We start from the raw sequence: 21,096 nt of genomic DNA on the forward strand, positions 1-21,096 counted from the left end.
TGGGGAACCAGCAGCGGTAGTACGCCCTCGGCGACGGCGCGCTGACGTCGACGTCGCGTACGGCCTCCCGCCGTTCGTGCCGAGATGCCCACGGACAGCCCGACGGATTGGGCCGCGGCCCACATCAAGCGCTATGACCGGAGCGGCGGCGAAGAGGGTCACAAGTGGTACGGGCTGGACGCCCTGCCGGGCAGTTGCGCCGCGCCGCGGTCATCTACGGCAGGGAAGGCGACAGCGTCATCGTGGTCGGCTCGAACAGCGGGAAGCCCGAGCACCCGCTCTGGTATCTCAACCTGGCGGCCTGTCCAGAAGCTCGGGTCCAGATCGGTGCAGAGCACCTGAACGTGCTGGCCCGCAGCGCGAGTGTGGAGGAGAAGCCAGCTCTCTGGGCGCTGATGACAGGGCTGTTCCCGCAGTACGAGAGCTACCAGAGGAAGACCGACCGGGAGATCCCCGTGGTGGCCCTGGAGCCCGCCACCCCTTCAACGAGATCGGCCTGACCTGACTGGACCCTCAGGAGGCGGACGGCTCGATCTCGCCCGCGAAGACGATGACCTGGTCGATGAGGTTCCGTCGCAGATGGACGACGTCCGTTCCCGCCAGGCGGGGGCCTCCATCAGGCGTGGTGAAGACCCACTGGTATCGGGCCCATTCGCCGGGCATGTCGACCGCTGAGCAGCGCACCATCGTGCCGGTCCCCGCCGGGTGGCGCCGGATGTCCAGCACGAACTGCTCGACCTCCGCGATTCCTTCGCTGCGTCCCAACGGTCCCCAGAAGACCACGTCTGAGGTCAGGGCCTGGGAGAGCAGCGCGGTCACATAGCTGTCGTCCAGGGCGTTGAACGCGGAGATGAACATGTCGATCGCGGAGCGTGCGGTCTCTTCCTGCATACCCCAGTAATATCAGCCGTTTCGCGTGCGCTCGTCCCCCGAGCCGCCTTCCGGCGTCGGTCGGCCCTTCCCGGGCACTCGGCCCTGCGGTTCAGTCCTTGTACGGGCGCCCGAGTCGTTGCCGGAGACGTGGATCGCCCTCCAGCCTGGCCGGAAGCTTGGTCGTACGGTCGACACGCGCGTCAAGGAGCTGCCCCGCGCTCGCTTGGGCCGAATCCTCGGCTCGCGGCGCCTGTCCGAGGCCCGGGGAGCCCGGGGAGAAGCCTGGCACCGTCCCGGGCTCAGAAGTAGACCGGGGACCGGTCGTCCGCCCGGCTGCGGAACGCCCACCACTGCATGGCCTGGAAGGCGAGCAGCACCGGCAGCACCAGCAGCACCACGGGGCCGACCAGGCTGAGGGTGTCGGGGTGGGCGGCGGCTTCGGCGAGCGAGAGGTCCTCTCCCCCGTACGTGCTCACGACCGTCTGCGGAAAGCGGGCGGCGCCGATCGCCAGGACCGGAAGGCAGGCGGCGATTCCGCTGAACAGCGGGGCGCCCGCCTTGTCGGAGGCCACGAGCCGTGCTGCCAGCAGCGCGGCGACCATCGCGGCCACGGCGATCAGCACGGCGGGGAGCGCGTTGGGCGCTCCGTCCCGGGTCCTGGCGTCGAAGGCGGCGGCGAAGAGCGTGAGCAGCCCGAACCCCGCCGCCGCGATGCCCAGTCGCGAGGTCAGTGCCGCGGCCCGTTCGGCGACCGGGCCCGTCGTCCTGCGGGCCAGGAACACGGCGCCGTGCAGCGCCAGGACGGCGAGGGCGGTCAGCGCGGACGCCACCGGTACGGGGCGCAGCAAGAGGTCGAGGGAAGGGGTCAGGTGGCCGTCCTTGACGGGGAGCGCGCCGAGCACCGCGCCGCCCAGCGCGCCCCACATGAGGGCCAGCGCCACGCAGGCGGCCTGGACCACCGCGTCCCAGCGCCGCCGCCAGCCGTGGGACGGTACGCGGCGGCGGAACTGGATCGCGGCGTGCCGCAGCAGCAGCGCGGCGACAGCGACGACGATCAGCGGGGCCATGCCGCTCACGACGGTGGACTCCAGGCCGGGGAATCCGCCGAGTGTGACGCCCGCAGCGGCGACCAGCCAGACCTCGTTGCCGAGGAAGAACGGCCCGGTGGCCGCGTCGATGGTGCGGCGGTCCTCGTCGGTACGGGCGAGGAGGCGGCTCACGATCCCGCTGCCTATGGTGATGCCGTCGAGAACGAGATAGCCCGTCAGCAGCAGTGCCAGCAGGGCGTACCAGATGTTGTCCCACATGCTGAGCGCCTTTCAGTTGGTCAACGCGTCAGTTGGTCAACGCGTCAGCAGGTCAACGCGTCAGTTGCTCAACGCGTCAGTAGGTCAACGCGGCGACGTCTGCGGGCTTTTCGTCCGGGCCTTGAGCCCTTCCGAGGTGCGCCGCGTCCGGTCCCCGCCGGGCGAAACGGAGCAGCAGGGCCCAGTCGACGAGAGTGAGCGCCGCGACGAGTACGCCGAAGACGAGGAGCGAGGCGAGCGCGCCGCCAAAGGTCGTTCCGGGGGTGATCGCGTCCTCGGTCTTGAGCACTCCGTAGATGGCCCAGGGCTGGCGCCCGGCCTCACGGAGAATCCATCCGGCGATGCTCGCGAGGTACGGCAGGACCACGGCGGCGCTGAGCAGCCACAGCAGGATGCGGCGGCGGATCAGGTTCCGTTTGATCAGGAACAGCGCGGAGATGATCGTGACGACCATCATCACGCCCCAGAGGGAGACCATGAAGCTCTCGGCGGTGTTGACGTAGTCGGGCGCGAAGTAGTTGTCGGGGCCGAACTTCTCGGTGAACTCCTCGGCCTGGGCCACCGCGTTCTTGTCTCCCGGACCGAGCTTGGTCGGAGTGTTCTCGGCCACGGACTGGAACAGGCCGGCGCCCATGACTCCCGTGACCATGGCCATGACCACGGCGACGGGCAGGGCCAGCTTCATCGACGACCAGAAGAACTCCGTGTGCGCGGTGCGCTTGCGCAGGTGCCAGGCGCTGACCGCGACGACGAAGAAGGCGCCGGTGGTCAGCGCGCCGGTCAGGATGTGCGTCATCGCGCTGCTGGCGTTGGAGTTCTGGAAGAGGGCGGCGGCGTCGACGGGGACCATCTCGCCGTCCTTGACGCGGGTGCCCACCGGGTTCTGGAGGAACCCGTTGGCGGCCATGACGAAGAAGACCGAGGCGTACGCGGTGAGGGCCACCAGCCATATCAGTACGGTGTGCGTGGTGCGGCGCAACCGGTCCCAGCCGAAGACCCACAGGCCGAGCAGAGTGGACTCGGCGAAGAACGCCACCAGGGTCTCCACCACGAGGGGCGCGCCGAAGACGTTGCCCGCGACATGCGTGAGGCCGCTCCAGTTCAGCCCGAACTGGAACTCCATCACGATGCCGGTGCCGATTCCCAGGGCGTAGTTGATCAGGTAGAGCTGCCCCCAGAACCTGGTCTGCGCGCGGTGCTTCTCCTTGCCGGTGATCGCCCAGCGTGTCTGCATGACGACGAGGAAGGTGACCAGGCCGAGCGTGAGCGAGACGAACAGATAGTGCGCGATGGCGGTGAGGGCGAATTGGAGCCGTGCGAGGGCGAGCACGTCGTCCACGAGGGTCTCTCCTTGTACAGCCGGGCGTAGGGAAGGGGAGCAGAGTGACTGCACGGGAGATGCTACTGCATTAGCGCAGTCTCTTCATGCGAGCAGACATGAGGGAATGGCGACCGCGCCGCCGCAAAGCGAGCATGCGGATCCGGGCGGGTCGACAGGACGGGTCAGCAGGAGAGCCGAGGGCCCCTCGTGCAGCCCTCAGCGCTCCCTGAGTACAAAACAGCGCGGACGGTTTGTCAATCCGTCGCCGCTTCCTGGACCTGGGCGTCCATCGCCTCTTCGTACACCTCACGGCCACGCTCAGGCCTGAAGTCCAGCTGCACGAGCACCCCCGGCACGGCAACGGACGTCATCAGATACCGCTGGAGTTCGGACACCCGCTCCGTCATGTCCGCGTGCCCGGTCATGATCTTCGACATGATCTGGACCCCGGTGAAACAGCTGGCGAACAGCCGCGCGGCGGCGGCCACATCAACGTGCGGAAGCAACTCCCCGTCCGCCTTCGCCTTCCTCAGCACGGCTTCGTTGACGTCGAGCCACGCCTGGATCGGCGCCTGCCGGTTCAGGCCGTCCCGCACGCCCTGCTCGACCGTGAGCCGGACACTGCCCCGCACCAAGGACTCCCCGCGACCGAGCAGGTAGGCCATCACCAGGGCCGAGTCCAGCCCTTGCTGCAGGGTCAGCTCCCGGGGAGGGATCGGAGGCACCGAACCGACCTGGGCGGTCAGGACCGCCTGTGCGAGCTCCTCCTTGGACGCGAAGTGAAAGTAGAGCGCGCCCTTGGTCACGCCGGACCGCTTCAGGATCTCGGAGATGGTCGCGGCCTCGTACCCGACCTCGTCGAACACGGCGGATGCCGCCACGAGGATCGTCTGCCGCGTCCTGATGGCCCGCTCCTGCTGTGCCACAACATCCTCCTACCGGTCCAGCGCCGGCGGGATCAGGGAAACAGGGAATCAGGGAAATACAGCAATAGAAACCGGCACCCCGGTATCTTACGTGCGCTCCGCCAGCCCGGACCAGAGCCGCGCCCTAACTGAGCCGCGTGCCGAGTTCGGCGGCGGCGGCGAGGACGGCATCGCCGAGGAGGGCGAGTTTCGCGTCGGCCCGCCTCGCCGGGCCTGACACGGACAGCGCGCCGCAGGCCACGCCCTGCCGGTTCCGCACCGTGGCGGCCACCGCGCAGAGGTCCCGTTCGCTCTCCTCCATGTTGACGGCGTAGCCCGTCTCCCTCACCTTTTCGAGCTCGGCCTCCAGGGCCCGGCGCGTGCTCACCGCGCGCTCGGTTCCGCCGCGCAGCCGCGCGCCCGGATAGCGGCGCCGCAGTTCCTCGCGGGAGAGCTCGGCGAGCAGCACCTTTCCCGCGGCCGACGCGTGCGCCGGGCCCCGCTGCCCCGTACGCACCCCGGCGCGGATCACCTGCTGGCTCTCCACACCCTCGATGAAGACGGTCTCCGTGCCTTCCAAGACGAGCAGATGCGCGGTCTCGGAGGTGTCTTCGACGAGCTTCTCCAGCAGCAGACGCGCTTCGTCGCGGAGGGAGACCGCCCCCATCACGGCGATGCCGAGCCTGGCCAGGGCGGGCCCAGGTCCGTAGCCCTTGGTCCGGGCGTCCTGGCGGAGCAGGTCGCGGGCCTGCAGGGTGGTCAGCATCCGATGAGCGGTCGACCTGGCCACCCCCAGCTCGGCGGACACGTCGGCGACCCGCAACGACGGCCTGTCCACCAGCATCAGCAGGATCCGCGCCGCGTTGTCGATCGATTCCACCGGGTAGGCGGCCGACACTGCCACGACCCCTCCATCTCGCCGTCGTCACCGCGGCTGTTCTGGTGCTTGAACTGCGTTTCGCCCGCCAGATTAGTCGCCCTCCTCCTCCGCGTCACGGCCGGTCACCTGTTCCGCCCAGCGGAGCATGCGCCGTCCAGCAGAATGTACTCCCGTTGACGCACTACTGCAGCCGAGTTACCTTGCAGAACACGATCTGCCCTGCAGAACACTGCAGAACACTGTCTAGGAGGACCGGCGTGACGACTTCGACGCCGTCCGTCGCGGAACTCGGCCATGTGGGCCTGCGCTGTCACGACGTGAGCCGACAGCTGGCGTTCTACCGCGACGTACTCGGACTGACGGTCACCGACCACGACGAACGGCTCGGCATCTGGTTCCTGTCCGCCCGGCCGGACACCGAGCATCACGAACTGCTCCTGGCCGAGGGCCGGGACGCGCCACCCGGAGTCAGGCTCATCCAGCAGGTGTCGTTCCGGTGCGCGCGCTTCGAGGACGTCCTCGGCTTCCACCGGCGCTTCCGGGAGCACGACGTCCGGCTCGACATGATCGTCTCGCACGGCAACGCCGTCGGCGTCTACTTCTACGACCCGGAGGGCAACCGGTGCGAGGTCTACTGGCGGACCGGCCTCGTGGCGCGACAGCCCTTCGTCGAGCACATCGACATCGAGACCGATCCCGAGGAGCTGCTGGACGCCGTCCGGGCTTCGGTCGGGCGGCACGGCGCGACGGGCTTCACCGAGGAGAGCTACCGCGCCTGGACGCGCGAACAGGCGGTGGCGGCCGATGCCGCCGCGACCGGGGAGGTGGGGCGGTGAAGTTCGTTCGCTACGCGGACGGCACGTCCTCGCGCGTCGGCGTGGTGGACGGTGACCTGGTCCGGGTCGTCGACGGTCTGGCGGACCTGCTGCCTCTCATCGAGGTAGGCGAGGCCGAGCTGCTCGCTGTCGGCCGGACCGCGCTGCGGCGCGGTGCGACCGTGCCGCTGCGGGACATCGTCCCCCTGTCGCCGATCGCGACGCCTCCGACCGTGCGTGACTTCTACGCCTTCGAACAGCACGTCCGGGCAGGGCGCGCCTGGCGGGGTCTCGACATGGAGCCCGACTGGTACGAGCTGCCGATCTTCTACTTCTCCAGCCCCTACGCCGTGACGGGCTGCGGCCCTGTGCCGATGACGCCGGGTGCGGAGCGTTTCGACTTCGAACTGGAGGTCGCCGCGGTGGTGGGGCGCGGCGGCCGCGACCTGACTCCCCGGGACGCCGAACGCGCCATCGCCGGTTACTGCGTGCTCAACGACTGGAGCGGCCGGGACGTTCAGCAGCGCGAGATGAAGCTGTCGTTGGGGCCGGTGAAGGGCAAGGACACCGCGACGAGCCTCGGCCCGTACTTCGTGACCCCGGACGAGATCGCCGACTTCCGCGAGGGCAACGGATACCGGCTCGACATGACCTGCACCGTGAACGGCACCCCCTACTCCCGCGCCCTGTGGTCAGACATCCACTGGTCGTTCGGCGAGATGATCGCCTACGCCTCCCGCGGCGCCGAGGTACGCCCCGGCGACGTGATCGGCTCCGGCACCTGCGGCACCGGCTGCGTCCTGGAGCTCTCCCGCACGCACGGCTCGGCGGCCTACCCCTGGTTGCGGCCGGGCGACGAGGTCGTCGCGGCGGTCGAAGGTCTCGGCGAACTGCGCAACACCGTCACCGAGGCGACGCCGGTCGTTCCGTTGCGCGCGCGCTCCGCCGACGGGGCCGCGCGCTGATGGACGCTCCCGTACCGACGGAGACACCGGCCGAGGACCTGGCGGATGCACCGGCCGACGACCCGGCCAAGCTCCGGGCCGCGCTGCTGCGCGCCATGCCGCTGTCCCGGATGCTCGATTACGGCATGGACCACGGGGACGCCGTCCACCTGGCCGACGCCGCCGTCCCGGAACCGTGGCACGAAGTCGCGACCCGGCTGGCCGAGGCGCAGTTGACCCGCGCGGAGGCGGCCGCCGACCGCGGTGACGCCGAGACCGCGGTCGCCTGCTACCGCCGGGCGACGGCCTCCCTGATCTTCGCCCAGATGGCCTTCAACACCGACTATCCGGCCAAGCGCGCGCTCTACGTCCGGCTCACCCGGGCCTACCAGGCAGCGGCCGAGCTCGACACCGAACTGCGCGTGGAACGGCTGTCGGTCCCGTTCCGGCAGAGCCACTGCACCGCTTGGTTCGTGAGCCGTTCCGGCGCTCGCCCCGGCCCGACGGTGGTCGTCGTCGGCGGGCAGAGCGGCTGGGGCCCGGCCTTTCATCAGCAGGCCGAAGCCCTGGCCCGGCGGGGGCTGTCCGCTGTCCTGTTCGAGGCACCGGGCCAGGGCGATACGCGCATGACCGGCGGGCTCCACCTCGACGGGAACGTCGACCGGGCCTTCAGCGCCGTCCTCGACGCCGTGCGTGCCCGTACCGGTACCGGTACGGGCACGGCCTACGACGGCCGCCGGTACGGGGTGTGGGGGAACAGCTTCGGCGGGCTGCTCGCCGCCCGTGCCGCCGTGCACGACAGCCGCTTCGGCGCGTGCTGCGTCAACGGGGCCGACGCGAGGCCGGAGCCGCTGCCGTTCCGGACCGCGCGCGAACAATCGCGGGCGCTCCTGGGCGTCGACACCGACGACGAGGCCGCGGCGGTCCTCCGCACCCTGTGGCTCGACCCGGCGGCCGATCGTACGAGCGCCGCGCTGCTCGTGCTGCACGGCGGCAACGACCCGCTGGTCGGCCTCGACCGGCAGAAGGCGTTCCTCGACCTGTCGGCGCATCCCACGCTGCGGGTCTGGGACGACGGCGACCACACCCTGTACAACCACTCGGCCGAGCGCACGGAATTCGTCTGCGACTGGTTCCGTGCCCAGCTCGGCCGCGCGTGACCCGGCCAGTCCCACCCCGAATTCCGAACAGCCCACGAACCGCCCACGAACCGCCCACGAACCGCCAGAGAGCAATCGAGGAGACCATGAAAGCCATCGCAGTCCGGAATTACGGCGGCGCGGACGCCCTGGAGCTCACGGAACAGCCGACGCCGGAGGTCGCGCCCGGGGAATTCCTGGTCCGGGTCAAGGCAGCCGGAGTGAACCCGGCCGACGAGAAGATCGCCATCGGCAATCTCGACGGCATCATGGTGACCCACTTTCCCCTCATCCCCGGCTTCGAGATGTCCGGCGTCGTCGAGGCCCGCGGTTTCGGCGCCACCGAGTTCGAGATCGGCGACGAGGTGATCGGCTTCGTCCTCAAGGACTGGGCGCAGAACGGCACTTACGCCGAACTGGTCTCAGCCCCGGTCCGCACGCTGGCACGCAAGCCGGAGTCCTGGGACTGGCTGCGCTCGGCCTGTCTGCCGCTGAACGGGCTGACGGCTCACCAGGCCGTCGAGCGCGTCGGCATCGGCGCGGGCGACACCGTGCTGATCCACGGGGCCGCGGGTGGCGTCGGCTCTCTCGCCGTGCAGCTCGCCGCCCTCCGGGGCGCGCGCGTCATCGGCACCGCCAGCGCGCGCAACCACGCCTACCTGCGCGAACTCGGTGCCACACCGGTCACCTACGGGGACGGGCTCGCCGATCGGGTGCGCGAGCTCGCCCCGGAGGGCGTCGACGCGGCGCTCGACTTCTACGGCGGGGATGCGGTGGCCACCTCGCGGAAGGTCGTGAAGGATCCCGCGCGGATCGCCTCCGTGGCCGACATCACCGCGCCCGAACAGGGCGGCCACCTGGTGTGGGCACGCGCGAACGCCGACGAGCTGACGGAGGTGGCCGCGCTCGCCGACTCCGGGAAGCTGTCCGTCCCCGTGAACCGCTCCTTCCCCCTGGAACAGGCCGCCGACGCCTGGCGGATGCTCCACGCGGACGGCAGCGCCCGGGGCCGGGGCCGGGTCGTACTGGACATCGACGCCACCTGAAGTGGCCTTCCGGCACGTACACACTCCGGCGCAAGCGAAGGATTGAGACACAGTGGATGCGGATGTCCTCATCATCGGGTACGGCCCGGTCGGTCAGACCCTGGCGGCTCTCCTGGGTACGTCGGGGCACCGCGTGTTGGTGTGCGAACGGCGGGTCGGGCGCTACGAGACGCCACGAGCCGGGCACTTCGATCACGAAATCATGCGCGTCTTCCAGTCTTTGGGAATTGCCGACGAGGTGAGGCGCATTGCCGAACCGGCCCGCGTGTATGAATTCCTCGATCCCGACGGAGGCGTGATTTCCCGTCTGCCGAGAGAATGGGCCGCCCCCTCCGGCTGGGACGCGTCGTACCACTTCTCTCAGCCGGAACTCGAAGACGTCCTGGACGCGGCAGTCCGCGGAGCCCCGACCGTGGACGTGCGTTTCGGCGCGGAGCTGGTCGGCCTGCGCCAGGAGGCCGGCCACGTGGCGGCGACGTTGGCGGACGGCGACGTCGTCACGGCGCGCCATGTGGTGGGGGCGGACGGCGCCAACAGCGCGGTGCGCGCACTCTGCGGCATTCCGACGGAAGATCTCGGTTTCCGGGGCGACTGGCTGGTCGTCGACGTCCGCCCGCGGCCCGGCGCCCCGGCCCTGGACATCCCGGACACCGGCCAGGTGCTCGACCCGGCGAGGCCGAACCACATGGGCCGGGTGGCTCAGCGGTACTTCCGCTGGGAGTTCATGCTCGTCGAGGGCGACGATCCCACCGAGATGGTGAAGCCGGAACGCGTCCGGGAGCTGCTCGGGCCGTGGATCGGGCCGCGGGACGGGGAGGTGATCCGGCAGACCGTCTACGAGTTCCGGTCCCTCGTGGCCGACACGTTCCGCGACCGGTCCGTTCTGCTCGCCGGTGACGCCGCGCACGTCATGCCGCCCTTCCTCGGCCAGGGCATGAGCTCCGGCATCCGGGACGCCGCGACGCTCTCCTGGATGCTCGACCTCGTGCTGACCGGCGCCGCGGACCCGGAGCTGCTGGACCTGTACACGCGCTCGCGAAGGCCGCAGGTCGTCGACTACATCGAGGAGTCGGTGCGGGTGGGGACCGTCGTCTGCGAGACCGACCCCGTCCGCGCGGCGCGACGCCGTGCGGAGATGCGGTCGGCGACCGAACTGCCGCCGCCGTTCGAGCCGCCAGTCGGCGCGGGCTTCCAGGACGGACAGCCGCTGGCCGGTCACTTGGCCGTGCAGCCGTTTCTGCGTACGAGCACGACGGCGAGCGGCGGGAAGAGCGAGCGGTCCGACGACGTGCTCGGCCGCGGGTTCACCCTGTTCAGCCTGGTCGCACCGGATGCGGAGACGACCGCGGCCGTCTCCGAGTTCGAGCGCGCGATCGGGCTGCGGTCCGTGGTGGTCGGCGCCGAGGGGATCCCTGGCGGGGTCCGGGAAGAGGGCGAGGCGCTGAGCGGCTGGCTCAGGGAGTCCGGTGTCGTGGCCGTGCTGGTCCGCCCGGACTTCTACGTCTTCGGCACCGCTGCCGAGCCCTCGGAGGTGGCGGGCCTGCTCGCCTCGCTTCGCCCGGCCCTGTCGCTGGTGTAGCGGCCTGACGCACGGAGGGATCTGTCTCATGCCGAAGACGAACAACGGCATCCACTACGAGGAGTGGGGAAGCGGGCCGCACTCGATCGTCCTGCTGCCCGGACTCGGGTGCTCGATCGCGTGCTGGTCCGAGGTGGCACCCCTGCTCGACGGCCATCGCCTCGTCCTCATGGACCTGCCGGGCCACGCGGGCTCCCTCGACGCACCCGCCGACGGATCGAGCCTCGCCCGGATCGCCGGAACGGTCCTCGACGCCTGTGATGAGCTCGGCCTCGAACGCTTCGCCCTCGTCGGCCTCTCCTTCGGCGGCGCGCTCGGCGTACGGATCGCCCTCGACCGGCCCGGCCAGGTGTTCGCGGTCATGGCGCTCATGCCGTGGAACGCGGGCGGCACCGAGGCGGGCGATCCCGTCATCGAGGGGTTCCACGAGTCCTTCCGTGACGTCGAGGCCATTACGGAGGCCGTCGAGGCCATGTCGCTGGACCCGAGCAGGACGACCGATGTCGTACGCACGATGACGGGTGCTGTCACAGAGCGGTTCTGGCGCGGCTGGCTCGGGCCCGGTGGCGGTGCCCGCACGAGCATGTTCGAGGAACTGCCCGGGATCGCCGTACCGGCGTGCTACGTCATCGGCGGCAGAGACACCATCGCCCCGCGGGACAAGTTGATCGCCGACATCCGCGCGATGCCCGGGGGCCGCCTGGTCTTCCTCTCGGACGCGGGGCATCTCGCGCCGTACGAGTCCCCCGAGCTCGTCGCCCGGGAGATCCGCGAGTTCATCGGCCGCCACGCGAACACGCCGTCGCCGTCGCCGTCCCCGTCGCCGTCGCCGTCGCCGTCGCCGTCCAGGAAACGCTCTCAGCCGACGAACTCATGAAGGGCAGGCAGCCCAGCCGTCGGATCGACGGCCCCGACACACACCACGGCCTCCTCGAAACGGGAGTACGACAACCCCTCGCGGCGCGGACCGACAACCAGCAGGTTGCTCCCACAACGCCACGCGGCATGCCGCCAGTTGCCGGGCCCCATCGCCGGGGTGCCGCCTTCGCTGCTGATGTCACGCTCCGGTGCGCCGAGGCGCTCGGTGAAGACAGCGACGGCTTGGTCGACCTGCGTATCGAACACGTCCCGTCCGGCATTCTCACGGCTTGACCAGCCGGGCAGCGTGCCCCAGAAGTCCTCGCCCCAGTCCACACCGCCGACCTGGTAGAAGTACGCGAACGACAGGGCGAAATGGTCCCCGATGTCGGCCAGATGACCTTCGGGCGTGACCAGAGTCTCTTCCAGGGGCAGGTCCTCGTTCTCGCGCCAGCCCAGGCGTCGCATCGCCGCCTCAGGGATCTCCCAGTCGTCCCACGGAAGTTCCGCCAGACCGATGAGCTGCTCCGCCAATGAAGGAGTGACGGGGCAGGCGGCAACGTGCACGGTGTACGAGTCGTCAGCTGTCATGGCAGAACGCTATGCCGCTCAGGATCGGGGTGAGCCGGTGGCGTCGCCGGTCCCGGAGCGGTGGGCGCGGATCTCCGCGTGGTGGTCCGCGGCCCAGCCGATCAGCTGCACGGCGATCTCGTACAGGCCGCGGCCGAGCGGGGCGAGCGCGTACTCCACACGCGGCGGAACCTCGGCGTAGGCGGTACGCGTGATCAAGCCGTCCTCGACGAGCTGGCGCAGCGTGTGAGTGAGCATGCGCTGCGAGATGCCGGGGATCCGGCGCTGCAGGTCGGTGTAGCGCAGCGGGCCGTTCTCCAGGACGGCGATGATCAGCATGCTCCACTTGTCGCCGACCCGGTCCAGCACCTGCCGGACGAAGGCCATGTCCTCGGCGGGGATGCTCGCGCACGGCCCGCTCGCGGCGGCCATCTCCGTACCGGTGCTGTCCTGCATCGCGCCCATTCCCCTCCGTCGCGCACATCCATGTGCCTTTTGTAGCGGCTTCCATACTGGCGCATCATGGCGCTACGAACAATTCGTAGGAATTAGAGGTCAGGAAGGAACAACCACCATGTCGTACCTGCTGCACATCGACTCCTCCTCCCTTGGCGAGGCCTCCGTCTCCCGTCAGGTCGCCCGGTCCTTCCGCGGCCAGTGGCAGGGCCCGGTCGTCCACCGCGACCTCGCCGCCTCACCGGTGCCGCACCTGACGGCGGCGGGCATCACCGCCCGCGACACCGACCCGGCCCAGCACTCCCCCGAGCAGGCCAAGGCCCAGGCGCTGCAGGACGAGCTGATCGGGGAGTTCCTCGGCGCCGGCGCTTACCTGTTCACGGTGCCGATGTACAACCTGTCCATGCCCTCGGCGTTCAAGGCGTGGCTGGACCAAGTCCTCGTCACGGAGCGTACGTTCACCCACCACGGCGCCTCCCCGGCCGCGGGCCGCCCCGCCCTGCTGGTGTCCGCCCGCGGCGGCAGCTACGCCCCCGGCGCTCCCAGGGAGGGCCTGGACTACCTGGTGCCCACGCTGGAAACCGTTCTGGGCCACGAGGACCTCCTCGGCCTGGACGTCACCACCGTGACGCCCGAGCTGACCATGGCCCCCCACGCCCCGGCCCTCGCCTCGCTCCTCCCCCTGCACGAGGCGTCCATGACGGCCGCTCACGACCACGCCCGCGCCCTCGCCACGGCCTTCGTCGCACGGGCCGCCTGACCCCGCGCCCGGCCGGAGGCGGCCGGTCCGCCAGCCTTCTACAGGCCCGGCTCGGGCAGTTCGGCGAGTCCGGCAAGTCCGGTCTCACGCATGACGAGGTCGACGGTCTCGCCGAGCGAGCTGTCGGGGCCGACGACCGTCTCCAGCTCTCCGGGAAGCACATCGCGCGGGCGGTACCACTCGCGCAGCTCCGTCTCGGTGACCCGTGCCAGGTACTCCGGATCCGGCTTCGTCCCGTGGCGCACCAGGGTCTCGGCGAGCGGGATGTCGAGGTAGTAGCAGCGCGAGAGGCCGCGATGCTCCTCCACCAGCCACGCCAGCATCTCGCCGTAGCGGTCGGCGTAGAGCATGCCCTCGACGATCACGTGGTACCCGGCGTCGAGGGCGTACCGCGCCACCGTGGAGATCAGCCCGATGGTGGAAGCCCCGGGCCGGTCGTGCTCCCGCAGCACGATCCGGCGCAGATTGTCCTGGCCGACCAGCGCCACGCCCCGGCCGAACCGCTCGCGGATCCCGGCCGCCACCGCGGACTTCCCCGAGGCGGAGTTCCCCCGGATCACCACCAGCCGGCTCGCTTCACTCCCCACACGCACGCCAGTACCCTACGGGTCCGCGAGGAGAGGCGAACGATGGTTCATCGTGACAGCTACATCCGGCTGGGGATCTCACTCGTACTCCTGATCGCCAGTCTGCCCGCGCTGCACGACAGGATCGAGCAGAGCTCGCTGGAAGTCCTGTGGTACGTCGCGTGGGGTGCGGCCTGTGCCGGGGTCTCCTATCCGGCCGTCGGAATCTGGCGGCTCGTGAGGAACAGAGGAACTCGATGAGCTCCGGCAGCACGGAATCGGCGCAGACCGTCGGGCCGGAGCTGCAGGCCGAAGCCCGGCAGGCATGCGCACCTGCCGGGCTTCGGAGCACTTGCGCGTACCGCTGAGGGCCGCCGCCCTCAGCAGTGGTTGGTGACGTTTCCTGTCTCCGTGCCCTTGAGGAGCCCGCCCCATACCCACGCGTTGTTGCCGTCGTCGTTCTCGTAGGTGTCCACCAGCACCCACTTGTTGTGCGCGAAATTCCCGTCCTCGACGTACTGCCCCTCTGTCCAGCACAAGGCCGGATACTGCTTAGCCGGGATGTCGGGTGATTCACCGGCCAGGAATCCCGGGCTCCCGGACCCCTGGTTCGGCTGGTAATGCACGTATGCCGAGGGGTGGAAGGTGGAAACCCAGGTGACTCGGGCCTCCCGCGTGTCGGCTTGGGCGGTGGAAGCGTTCGCCATACCGAGTGTTCCGGCGGCCAAGAGGGCCACTGCGGACGCGGTCATGCGCATTCCGGCTCGCACGATTCGTTCCCCTTTCTTCTCTTCAGAAGGTCGCAGGGGCACATGCGCCGTCTTCTGGGCGCGCGAATGTCCACCCGGATAAACGGCACATCCCCCGTGCACGATCAGGCGCGATCGACGCGCCGCCGTGATCACCATTCTTCGGTGCCGTCTCCGGCCCGGACAAGGAACAGCCGATAGGAGTGCGTCCCGTATCGATCACAACTGCTGATCGATACGGGGCGGTCGGTCGGAGCGCGGCACGCGTCCCCCGAAGCGGGTGGCTCGTGACAGAACCTGGACCTCGCGCGTAACCGGTCGTAACCACCCCCGGGATAGGAATGGTTCCGAACACAGAGGCGAGCGTGCTGACCACGCGCACCGCCCGCACCACCTGTTCCGGGGGGGAACACCGTCATGAAGAAGTACACGCGCGCCACCCCTGCCGGGACCCTTCACGCACGCTCCTCACCCACCACTTCGGAGGCTCCCGCAGCATGGCGAATCACGTGTCCCGCAACAAGAAGCGCCGAATAACCCTGGCCGTCGGCGCCGCCGTCGCCCTCACTGGCGGCGCGACCTTGCTGACGCTCCCCGCGAGCGCCGCTCCGGCCGAGGGCACCGTCTACGGCGCCGACGCGAAGGACGCGGTCAAGGGCAGCTACGTCGTGACGCTCAAGGACGGCACCGGCATCAAGGCCGAGGCGAACGGCGAGGGCCTCGCCGAGGAGTACGGCGGCAAGCTCAGGCGGGCCTACAGGTCCGCCGTCAACGGCTTCTCCGTGAACGGGCTCAGCGGCGAGGAGGCCCGTCGTCTCGCCGCCGACGACAAGGTCGACAAGGTCGTCCAGAACCAGCGCGTCACCATCGCGGGCACCCAGGCCGACCCGACGTGGGGCCTGGACCGCATCGACCAGGCCAAGACGGCGGGCGACAAGAAGTACACGTACCCGGACGGCGCGGGCGCGGGTTCCACCGTCTACGTTCTGGACACCGGCGTCCACATCAGCCACAAGGACTTCGGCGGCCGGGCCTCCTACGGCTTCAACTCCCTCGACGGCAGCAAGAAGGCCGACGACAAGATGGGCCACGGCACGCACGTCGCGGGCACCGTCGCGGGCGCCAAGTACGGCGTCGCGAAGAAGGCCAAGGTCGTCGCGGTCAAGGTCCTCAACGACGGCGGCACCGGCACCACCGAGTCCATCGTCGCGGGCATCGACTGGGTCACCAAGAACCACAAGGGCCCCTCGGTCGCCAACATGAGCATCGTCGCCTCGAAGGACCCGGTCATGGACGCGGCCCTGAGGAAGTCCATCGCCTCCGGCGTGACCTACGCCGTCGCGGCGGGCAACGAGTACCAGGACGCCTCGAAGCTGAGCCCGGCCCGCGTCAAGGAGGCGATCACCGTCGCCGCCAGCGACAAGGCCGACAAGCAGGCCGACTTCTCCAGCTTCGGCAAGATCGTCGACCTCTACGGGCCCGGCGTGGACGTCGTCTCGCTGAGCCACAAGAACAACACCGGCACCGCCACCATGTCCGGTACCTCGATGGCCTCGCCGCACGTCGCGGGCGCCGCCGCGCTCTACACCGCCGCGCACAAGTCGGCCACCCCGGCGCAGGTCGCCTCGGCCCTGACCAAGGGCGCGACCAAGGGCGCCATCAAGAACCCGAGCGCGGGCACGCCGAACAAGCTCCTGCGCGTCGTCAAGTGACACCCCCTCCGCAGGGGGCTCCGGCCGCCGCGTCCCTCCACTACCGGACGCGGCGGCCGGACCGCTACGTGCGCGGACTCATCCTCGCGTTCGGCAACTGCGGTGCGGGCAGCGGCGGAAGCTGACCCGGCGGGAACGCGCCGAACAGAGCGGGCTTGCCGGCGTCGGCCGGATCGGCGGGCTCGAAACCGAGCTCGGCCTGATAGCGGCGCCGGTACTCGACCATCTCGTCGTGACTCCGTCCGACGAAGTTCCACCACATCACGATCCGCTCCCCCAGCGGGACGCCGCCCAGCAGGATGACGCGTGCTTCCGTATCGCCCGCGGTGATGACCAGCGTCTCGGATCCGGGAGGGACGTAGGCGAGCGAACGGTGGTCGAGCGCGGTCGAGTTCACCGTGACGGCGCCCTTCTCGGCGAGGACGGCGTGCTCGAAGTCGGCGCGCACGGAGAGCCGGGCCGAGGCGCCGGGTTCGAGCACGAGTTCGGCGCCGAGCAGGTCAGGTGTCCGCGTGTCCACCGGGGAGACCGAGCCGAGGAGTTCACCGATGAACACGCGCGCCGTGCCGCCGGGAAGCGTCACCGGCTCCGGGGCGTAATGGACGAACGCGTTCTCGCCGAACCGTGTCGCCTCCGGCAGCGCGTACCAGAGCTGCACGCCGTGCGGAGCGCCCGACCCGGGAGCGCTGATCTCCTGATGGGTGATGCCACGGCCCGCGAGCATCAGGTTGAGCTCTCCCGGCACCACCGAGGCCGTGTTGCCGCCGGAGTCGAGATGCTCGACGCGCCCGGCGAACAGCCAGGACACCGTCGCGAGCCCGGTGTGCGGATGCCGCGGCATCCGCATGCCACCGGTGTCCGGACTCCCCGGCCTCTCCTCGGTCCCCGAACCGTCGTCGGGACCGAAAGAGTCGTCGTCTGGACCGAAATGGTCGAGGAAGCACCATGACCCCACCAGCGACCTCCGCCGCTGCGGGAGGGTCCGGTGCACGGTCGTCGCCCGTACGCCGCCGAGCGGCACCTCGCGCTGTGTCAGGATCTCCACCGCCGTGCAGGGCTGCCCGGGCTCCAGGACCGCCGGTTGAGGGCGGGTCTCCAGGTTGCTCACAGCACGTTCCGTTTCAAGGGCGATGTCTCCACCGTGTGCGGCGACGGCATCGCCTGTTCCACGATGTCCACGACGGTGACCCGGCCTCCGTCGCCGGGGTCGGGATCGGGCAGGATCGATTCCGGGTCGACGAGGTAGACGTCGTGGCCGTCGAGCGTGAGACGGCGTGCGACCTCCAGGAGCATGCGCCGTGCCACGTCGTCGATCGAGTAGACCATCGTGAGGTCCATGGCCACCCTGACCTCCGGGGGCGCGGAGTTCACGGCCTCCCGTACGACCCTCTCGGCTCCGGCGAAGCCGATCCCGCCCTGCAGTTGCAGGACCCGCAGCGCGTCCGGTCCGCTGCCGAGGACGTGGTTCGCGCGCACGACCGCACGCGCGGCGGCCGGGACCCCCATCAGGTGCATGCCCATGTCGGACGAGAAGCGTTCAAACAGGGACACCCCTCGAACGCTGTTCCCATGCGGATCCAGCCGTGGCGAGAACGTGGCGATGCCGATCTGGCCGGGGAGCGCGCCGATCAGGCCCCCGGCCACGCCGCTCTTCGCCGGGATGCCGACCTGGGTCGCCCAGTCACCGGCCGCGTCGTACATCCCGCAGGTGAACATGACGCTGAGCACCTGACGTACCACCGGTCCGGGGACCACCTGCTCACCCGAGAGAGGGTTCACCCCGCGGTTGGCCAACGTCGCGGCCATCATGGCCAGGTCCCGCGCGGTGACGAGCACGGAGCACTGGCGCGTGTAGCCCTCGACGACGGTCCTCGGGTCCTCGGTGAGGACGTCGTGGCTGCGGAGCATGTGGGCGATGGCGAGATTGCGGTGCGCGTGCTCCATCTCCGACACGCACACCGCCTCGTCCGTCCGCAGCCGACGACCGGCGAAGGCCGAGAGTCCGTGGATCACGCGCTCCACGCGCTCCGCCGGACTCAGGCCCTCCGGGCCGGCCAGCGAGTGAGCGGTGATCGCACCGGCGTTGATCATGGGGTTGAGGGGACGCCCGGTGTCGCCTTCGAGGGAGATCTGGTTGAACGCCTCCCCCGAGGGCTCGACACCGACCTTGGCGAGCACGGGGTCGAATCCCCGGTCGGTCAACGCGAGCGCATAGGTGAACGGTTTGGAGATCGACTGGATCGTGAACTCGGTGTCGATGTCACCGGCCCCGTAGACCTCACCTTGAACGGTGGCGAATACCGCGCCGAGACGTTCGGGATCCGCCGCCGCGAGCTCGGGGATGTACCCCGCCTGCTCTCCGGACCCGTCCGGCTCCACATCTCGGAGTGCCTCGACCAGATAGTCGGGAATGACTGACCGCATTTCTCCTCATTCCACCGGAAGCCTGTCCTGTTCAGTCGCTGACTTCACTGCGGGACTGGTACAGCAGGTCCTGGTAGTCGGGGTGCCGGGCGATCCACCCCGCGAAGAACGGGCAGGTGGCCAGCACCCGCAGGTGCGCGGCGCGCGCCTCGTCGAGCGCGGTGCGGGCCAGCGCCGACCCGACCCCTCTGCCCTCGTACTCCGGCGAGACCTCGGTGTGCACGAACGCGACGAGATCCGCCGTACGGATGTAATCCGCGAAGCCCGCGATCCCGGACTCCCCGTCGACCCGGGCCTCGTACCGATTGGCCTCGGGAACGTCGCTCACTTCTACTGACATGTGTCCTCCGTACGCCTTCCGCGTGGGCCTTTACCCACGCCGTTTCCCATGCCGTTTCTCACGCCTTTTCCCACGTCGTCCCATTCAATTCGATTCATGTCAGGCGCCGGTTCCGGCACGCTCGGCGAGGAGCTGCGTCTCGCGGGCCCAGTCGCGCTGCCGACGTCTCGGTGCTCATGGGGTTCCCCTTCTGGAGCCGCGCGGCATTTGGTTGACGCAACAACTAAACTAGGCCGAAGTGATTGACGCGTCAACTAGTTGCCGGGGAGGGCACGCGGTTACGCTCCCTGCATGAACGCAACGCCTCGCTGGCTTACATCGGAGGAGAAGGCCGCCTGGGACAGCTTCATCCACATGCAGGAGAAGCTCATCGGACGGCTCTCCCGCCGGGTCCAGACCGACTCCGGGATGTCCGCTTCCGACTACATCGTGCTGGCCAAGCTCACCGAATCGGGCGGCGGGCGGATGCGCTTCATGGACCTGGCGAAGCTGGTGGAGTGGGAGAAGAGCCGCATGTCCCACCAGGTCAGGCGGATGACGAAGCGCGGGCTGGTGGCCAAGGAGGACTGCCCCGACGACGGGCGCGGAGCCTTCATCGTCGCCACCGAGGCCGGTTGCCGGGCGATCGGGGAAGCCGCACCCACGCACGTCGAGCACGTCCGCCGGCTCTTCATCGACGCCCTCACCACGGAAGACCTCGACGCGCTCGCCCGTATCTCGGGCCGCGTTCTCGCACACATGGAGAAGCAGCCCGACTGACCGGCCGGACTCGGGGAGCGGCCCTCAGTGCCGGTCGATCACACGCACCCTCGGCGGGAGCAGCCGGCGCGGCTCGGTGGGGAGGGTGTCACGGGCGCGGTTCCTGAGGGCGATCAGCTCCTCGTCCCAGCAGGCCTCACGCAGTTCGGCGTCGGTCATGCTCAGACCGTCGGAGTCCTGGTGCTGGTCCTGGTGCTGTTGCCGGTCCTGGTGCTCTCCGATGGCGGCGAGGTGCCCGAGGTGACCCCAGGCCAGCCGTTCGACCTGCCAGCCCGGCCAGACCGCCCCCACGCGCGCGACGAGCCCCGGCGGGACGGGGTCGGTGGTCCAGTAGCGCAGGCGGCGCTCGCGCAGGTCGATGACCGCGCCGTCGGTCACCGCGTCCTCGGCGGCCAGGGGAAAGGGCGCGCTGGCGGCCAGCGTGCGGGGAAGGGCCTCTCCTTGGTGTGCCAGCAGGGGGACGACCGAGTTGACCAGTTGCCAGTGCGTGAGGGTCGCGTCGGCGGCGACGACGCTGATGAGGCAGGTCGCGTGCGCGAAGAGGTCGGCGATCAGCTCGTCGTGACGGACCGTGATCCGGCGATCGTCAGGGGTCCAGTCGACGAACCAGTACTCGCGTGAGGCCAGATTCACCTCTACGGCCGGGACCTGGGCGGCAGCCTCCGCCTCTGCCCCTTCCCCTGCCTCTGCCGGTCGGGGCGGGAGTCCGGGGACGATCAGACGGCACAGTTCCTCGTCCCCACCCCAGGCGTAGGCGACGTCCCAGTCCTCCCAGCCCGGCTCCGCCGCCAGGTGCAGGGCCATGCTCTCGCGGTGGCTGACGCCCGCGCGCGGCACGTTCAACGCACAGCTGTAGAACCGGTACCGGCGCGTGGCCAGGTCCACGGCGAGGCCCTGACAGGACCGCGCCGTCTTCGGGGCCCCGTCGACCGGCCTGCCGTCGGTCAGGACCCGCTCCACGAGACCGGCGCGGTCGTCGGCCCCCGTGAGGTGCCACCGGCCGTACTTCTCGTCCAGCTCCCACGAGGAGCCGTCCTCCAGGCGGACGAGGAAGGCGGTCCAACATCCCATCCGCGCACAGTACTCACCACCG

24 protein-coding genes are annotated in these 21,096 nt (G+C 69.9%); 11 read left to right on the top strand and 13 right to left on the bottom strand.

Translation table 11 applies throughout. The features are described from left to right. Positions 1 to 164: 164 nt before the first annotated feature. Complete coding sequence (locus tag ACGF3A_RS24020; RefSeq protein ID WP_393732314.1) at positions 165 to 500, top strand: nitroreductase/quinone reductase family protein; 336 nt, start codon at positions 165 to 167, stop codon at positions 498 to 500. A gap of 13 nt (positions 501 to 513) precedes the next feature. On the opposite strand, the gene ACGF3A_RS24025 is transcribed toward ACGF3A_RS24020, so the two are convergent. From ACGF3A_RS24025 to ACGF3A_RS24045, 5 genes are all read right to left on the bottom strand, one after another. Then, positions 514 to 891, bottom strand: coding sequence for a nuclear transport factor 2 family protein (locus ACGF3A_RS24025; protein WP_393732315.1), 378 nt, complete (start codon positions 889 to 891; stop codon positions 514 to 516). A 281-nt stretch (positions 892 to 1,172) separates the two neighbouring features. Next, positions 1,173 to 2,180, bottom strand: a complete 1,008-nt coding sequence (locus ACGF3A_RS24030; protein WP_393732316.1) for a cytochrome d ubiquinol oxidase subunit II — start codon at positions 2,178 to 2,180, stop codon at positions 1,173 to 1,175. Positions 2,181 to 2,256: 76 nt separating this feature from the next. Continuing rightward, positions 2,257 to 3,519, bottom strand: coding sequence for a cytochrome ubiquinol oxidase subunit I (locus ACGF3A_RS24035; RefSeq protein WP_393732317.1), 1,263 nt, complete (start codon positions 3,517 to 3,519; stop codon positions 2,257 to 2,259). 236 nt (positions 3,520 to 3,755) lie between these two features. Continuing rightward, the gene (locus ACGF3A_RS24040; protein WP_393732318.1) at positions 3,756 to 4,427 is read right to left on the bottom strand and encodes a ScbR family autoregulator-binding transcription factor; all 672 of its coding nucleotides are present in this window, start codon (positions 4,425 to 4,427) and stop codon (positions 3,756 to 3,758) included. A gap of 124 nt (positions 4,428 to 4,551) precedes the next feature. Beyond that, complete coding sequence (locus ACGF3A_RS24045; protein WP_393732319.1) at positions 4,552 to 5,310, bottom strand: IclR family transcriptional regulator; 759 nt, start codon at positions 5,308 to 5,310, stop codon at positions 4,552 to 4,554. 233 nt (positions 5,311 to 5,543) lie between these two features. On the opposite strand from ACGF3A_RS24045, the gene ACGF3A_RS24050 reads away from it, so the two are divergent. The 6 genes from ACGF3A_RS24050 (at position 5,544) to ACGF3A_RS24075 (ending at position 11,686) form a co-directional block, all read left to right on the top strand. Further along, positions 5,544 to 6,122, top strand: coding sequence for a VOC family protein (locus ACGF3A_RS24050; protein ID WP_393732320.1), 579 nt, complete (start codon positions 5,544 to 5,546; stop codon positions 6,120 to 6,122). Next, the gene (locus tag ACGF3A_RS24055; protein WP_393732321.1) at positions 6,119 to 7,066 is read left to right on the top strand and encodes a fumarylacetoacetate hydrolase family protein; all 948 of its coding nucleotides are present in this window, start codon (positions 6,119 to 6,121) and stop codon (positions 7,064 to 7,066) included. The genes ACGF3A_RS24050 and ACGF3A_RS24055 overlap by 4 nt, the downstream gene beginning before the upstream one ends. Next, the gene (locus tag ACGF3A_RS24060) at positions 7,066 to 8,205 is read left to right on the top strand and encodes an alpha/beta hydrolase (RefSeq protein ID WP_393732322.1); all 1,140 of its coding nucleotides are present in this window, start codon (positions 7,066 to 7,068) and stop codon (positions 8,203 to 8,205) included. Before ACGF3A_RS24055 ends, ACGF3A_RS24060 begins: the two co-directional genes overlap by 1 nt. An 86-nt stretch (positions 8,206 to 8,291) precedes the next feature. Then, on the top strand, positions 8,292 to 9,230 hold the full coding sequence (locus tag ACGF3A_RS24065) for an NADP-dependent oxidoreductase (protein ID WP_393732323.1): 939 nt from the start codon (positions 8,292 to 8,294) through the stop codon (positions 9,228 to 9,230). A 52-nt stretch (positions 9,231 to 9,282) separates the two neighbouring features. Beyond that, positions 9,283 to 10,809, top strand: a complete 1,527-nt coding sequence (locus ACGF3A_RS24070) for a bifunctional 3-(3-hydroxy-phenyl)propionate/3-hydroxycinnamic acid hydroxylase (protein WP_393732324.1) — start codon at positions 9,283 to 9,285, stop codon at positions 10,807 to 10,809. Positions 10,810 to 10,837: 28 nt separating this feature from the next. After that, positions 10,838 to 11,686 (top strand): alpha/beta fold hydrolase, encoded by an 849-nt coding sequence (locus ACGF3A_RS24075; RefSeq protein WP_393732325.1) that lies wholly within the window; start codon positions 10,838 to 10,840, stop codon positions 11,684 to 11,686. On the opposite strand, the gene ACGF3A_RS24080 is transcribed toward ACGF3A_RS24075, so the two are convergent. Together ACGF3A_RS24080 and ACGF3A_RS24085 are read right to left on the bottom strand one after the other, a co-directional pair. Continuing rightward, positions 11,668 to 12,258 carry a hypothetical protein gene (locus ACGF3A_RS24080; protein WP_393732326.1) on the bottom strand — a complete coding sequence of 197 codons (591 nt, stop codon included), beginning with the start codon at positions 12,256 to 12,258 and terminating at the stop codon, positions 11,668 to 11,670. The genes ACGF3A_RS24075 and ACGF3A_RS24080 overlap by 19 nt on opposite strands. An 18-nt stretch (positions 12,259 to 12,276) precedes the next feature. Continuing rightward, the gene (locus ACGF3A_RS24085; protein ID WP_393732327.1) at positions 12,277 to 12,702 is read right to left on the bottom strand and encodes a winged helix-turn-helix transcriptional regulator; all 426 of its coding nucleotides are present in this window, start codon (positions 12,700 to 12,702) and stop codon (positions 12,277 to 12,279) included. Between the two features lie 109 nt (positions 12,703 to 12,811). Here ACGF3A_RS24085 and ACGF3A_RS24090 point away from each other — a divergent pair, with 109 nt between their 5' ends. Continuing rightward, positions 12,812 to 13,453 (top strand): FMN-dependent NADH-azoreductase, encoded by a 642-nt coding sequence (locus ACGF3A_RS24090; protein WP_393732328.1) that lies wholly within the window; start codon positions 12,812 to 12,814, stop codon positions 13,451 to 13,453. A gap of 38 nt (positions 13,454 to 13,491) precedes the next feature. Here ACGF3A_RS24090 and ACGF3A_RS24095 read toward each other — a convergent pair whose 3' ends face one another. After that, a complete protein-coding gene (locus ACGF3A_RS24095) occupies positions 13,492 to 14,040 on the bottom strand; it encodes an AAA family ATPase (protein WP_393732652.1) in 549 nt (182 codons plus the stop codon). 42 nt (positions 14,041 to 14,082) lie between these two features. Here ACGF3A_RS24095 and ACGF3A_RS24100 point away from each other — a divergent pair, with 42 nt between their 5' ends. Beyond that, positions 14,083 to 14,280, top strand: a complete 198-nt coding sequence (locus ACGF3A_RS24100; RefSeq protein ID WP_393732329.1) for a hypothetical protein — start codon at positions 14,083 to 14,085, stop codon at positions 14,278 to 14,280. A gap of 119 nt (positions 14,281 to 14,399) precedes the next feature. Here the strand turns inward: ACGF3A_RS24100 and ACGF3A_RS24105 are convergent, their stop codons facing one another. Beyond that, positions 14,400 to 14,558: a hypothetical protein gene (locus ACGF3A_RS24105; RefSeq protein WP_393732330.1), complete on the bottom strand. Its 159-nt coding sequence runs from the start codon at positions 14,556 to 14,558 to the stop codon at positions 14,400 to 14,402. A gap of 707 nt (positions 14,559 to 15,265) precedes the next feature. Between ACGF3A_RS24105 and ACGF3A_RS24110 the strand changes: the two genes are divergently transcribed. Further along, positions 15,266 to 16,480 (top strand): S8 family serine peptidase, encoded by a 1,215-nt coding sequence (locus ACGF3A_RS24110; RefSeq protein ID WP_393732331.1) that lies wholly within the window; start codon positions 15,266 to 15,268, stop codon positions 16,478 to 16,480. Between the two features lie 64 nt (positions 16,481 to 16,544). Here the strand turns inward: ACGF3A_RS24110 and ACGF3A_RS24115 are convergent, their stop codons facing one another. Genes ACGF3A_RS24115 through ACGF3A_RS24125 form a run of 3 tightly spaced genes read right to left on the bottom strand, consistent with a single transcriptional unit; the run spans position 16,545 to position 19,244 of the window. Further along, positions 16,545 to 17,588 carry a pirin family protein gene (locus tag ACGF3A_RS24115; protein WP_393732332.1) on the bottom strand — a complete coding sequence of 348 codons (1,044 nt, stop codon included), beginning with the start codon at positions 17,586 to 17,588 and terminating at the stop codon, positions 16,545 to 16,547. Next, a complete protein-coding gene (locus tag ACGF3A_RS24120) occupies positions 17,585 to 18,904 on the bottom strand; it encodes a glutaminase (protein WP_393732333.1) in 1,320 nt (439 codons plus the stop codon). The genes ACGF3A_RS24115 and ACGF3A_RS24120 overlap by 4 nt, the downstream gene beginning before the upstream one ends. A gap of 31 nt (positions 18,905 to 18,935) precedes the next feature. Then, on the bottom strand, positions 18,936 to 19,244 hold the full coding sequence (locus ACGF3A_RS24125; RefSeq protein ID WP_393732334.1) for a GNAT family N-acetyltransferase: 309 nt from the start codon (positions 19,242 to 19,244) through the stop codon (positions 18,936 to 18,938). Positions 19,245 to 19,535: 291 nt separating this feature from the next. Here ACGF3A_RS24125 and ACGF3A_RS24130 point away from each other — a divergent pair, with 291 nt between their 5' ends. Then, positions 19,536 to 20,003 carry a MarR family winged helix-turn-helix transcriptional regulator gene (locus ACGF3A_RS24130; protein WP_393732335.1) on the top strand — a complete coding sequence of 156 codons (468 nt, stop codon included), beginning with the start codon at positions 19,536 to 19,538 and terminating at the stop codon, positions 20,001 to 20,003. Positions 20,004 to 20,027: 24 nt separating this feature from the next. Here ACGF3A_RS24130 and ACGF3A_RS24135 read toward each other — a convergent pair whose 3' ends face one another. Beyond that, complete coding sequence (locus tag ACGF3A_RS24135) at positions 20,028 to 21,074, bottom strand: hypothetical protein (protein WP_393732336.1); 1,047 nt, start codon at positions 21,072 to 21,074, stop codon at positions 20,028 to 20,030. Between the last annotated feature and the right edge of the window lie 22 nt (positions 21,075 to 21,096).

Source organism: Streptomyces sp. NPDC048172 (assembly GCF_043202595.1).
Lineage (GTDB): Bacteria > Actinomycetota > Actinomycetes > Streptomycetales > Streptomycetaceae > Streptomyces.